Below are 1,491 nucleotides of genomic sequence, written 5' to 3'. Positions count from 1 at the left end.
ATCAGCCATTGGATTTCTTCTGTCGGGGTTGCTGTCGGTGCGTAGATGATGGTGAGGGTGGTGCTGCTGCCCCAGCTGAATGATGAGCCGTTGCCGCCGATAGTGAGACAGGTTTGGTTGTCTTGGTAGATGAGTTCGGCGTCCCCTTTCAGCTCGCCGCCTCGGTTCACGTTGATGCTTTCATCCATCGTGAGTTTCGTTCCTGCCCACAGGTACAGTTTGGCTACGCCGTTGTAATGTTGATAGTAGGTTACTTCCTGCATCACAGCGGAGACGGTCAATATCTCGTCTCGTATGTTGACGGATGCCTCGTTTATGCCCGTTTTGCTGATGTCCAAGCTCGCAGAAAGAGGCAACGCGCTCGCCCCGGCAAGGATGCACCCTAACAACGCGTTTCTGTATGGCATTTGCATAGGGTTCTGTTTTAGCATGCCTCGGCGGGGCGTTCAAGGAAAAGTGTATGACAAGCTAACAAAAGTTGCTTGCCTACACCAAGGCTGCCGTTGCTGATTGCCGAGTACAGCCCAAAAGAGAAACGCCCCGCCAGCCAAAGCCAACGGAGCGCAACTCTTTATATTTTAGGGAAATTTACTTGCGCTTACGGCGGGTAGCCAAGCCAGCCAGAGCCAGCAGAGAGAGGGTTGCCGTGGCGGGTTCGGGGACGGCGGGGGAGTCTGACTTGAAGGAGGTGTAGGGAATGTTATAATCGGAATACGCTAACATGTCGTTATTCTCCACCCAAAAATCATAGACTTCACGCACCTGAAACAGAGCCTTGTCTCCGTTTTGGTAAACTGAAATGCCCCAAGTGTCTGAGGCGGAAATATCGCGGGACAAACCTGAATCGCCGTAAAAACCACAATTGATGGTATCGTAGCTTGTTTCGTTAAATTCGTATCGTTGCCCTGCATCGGCAAGGAATTCGGAGAGTGTCTGCTCCTGTATTGCGGAGGAAACCAAGGAAGCAGTTGTATTCTCTCGCACAAGTATATAGAAGGAATAGTTGTCTAAAACTTTATCGTTGTTATAGATGTCAGCTGTTCCAAAGCCAAAATTCCAGTTCCCGCTAACGATAAGATTCCCCATTTCGGCGAAGGCTATAGCGGGCATCATCGTAGCGAGAGCCAGCAGAGCGAATAAAGTCTTTTTCATAAGTCCTTAAAAGTTAAAGAATTAGAGGTTTTATTTATTGTTGCATTGTAAGTTATTGCAACTCAACGCTTTGCATTTTAGAGTATCGGGGGGGAGTCAAGGTTTTTCTTTGTCATATTATCGTTTTTTCTTGGCGCGGGCAGAGAAAAGAGAAACACCCCGCCAGCCGAAGCTGACGAGGTGCAACTCATTATGCGTAAGATCCTCTCTGTTCAAGAGGAAAGCCTTTCTTGCGGGGCATCAGAACTTAATCGTCGCGCCTGCGCCGCCGCTGATACCGCGCTGCACGCCTGTCCAGCCTTGCACGTTCAGGTTCAGCAGCACGCGGTCGCTCGCGCA

General features: G+C 50.1%; 2 protein-coding genes. Both read right to left on the bottom strand.

The window, feature by feature from the left end; all coding sequences use genetic code 11:
* On the bottom strand, positions 1 to 431 hold a 431-nt coding region (locus KBS54_07730), incomplete at its 3' end, for a hypothetical protein (protein MBQ0056010.1).
* A 157-nt stretch (positions 432 to 588) separates the two neighbouring features.
* Positions 589 to 1,152 carry a PEP-CTERM sorting domain-containing protein gene (locus KBS54_07725; protein MBQ0056009.1) on the bottom strand — a complete coding sequence of 188 codons (564 nt, stop codon included), beginning with the start codon at positions 1,150 to 1,152 and terminating at the stop codon, positions 589 to 591.
* Positions 1,153 to 1,491 lie beyond the last annotated feature (339 nt).

Source organism: Candidatus Equadaptatus faecalis (assembly GCA_018065065.1).
Classification (GTDB): Bacteria; Synergistota; Synergistia; order Synergistales; family Synergistaceae; genus Equadaptatus; species Equadaptatus faecalis.
The sequence above is the reverse complement of the archived record's forward strand: the minus strand, read 5'-3'. Positions and strand labels throughout refer to the sequence as shown.

Bases quoted from the DNA above. Each gene is read 5' to 3' on its own strand.
- KBS54_07725 (MBQ0056009.1), bottom strand. From the start codon at position 1,152: ATGAAAAAGACTTTATTCGCTCTGCTGGCTCTCGCTACGATGATGCCC.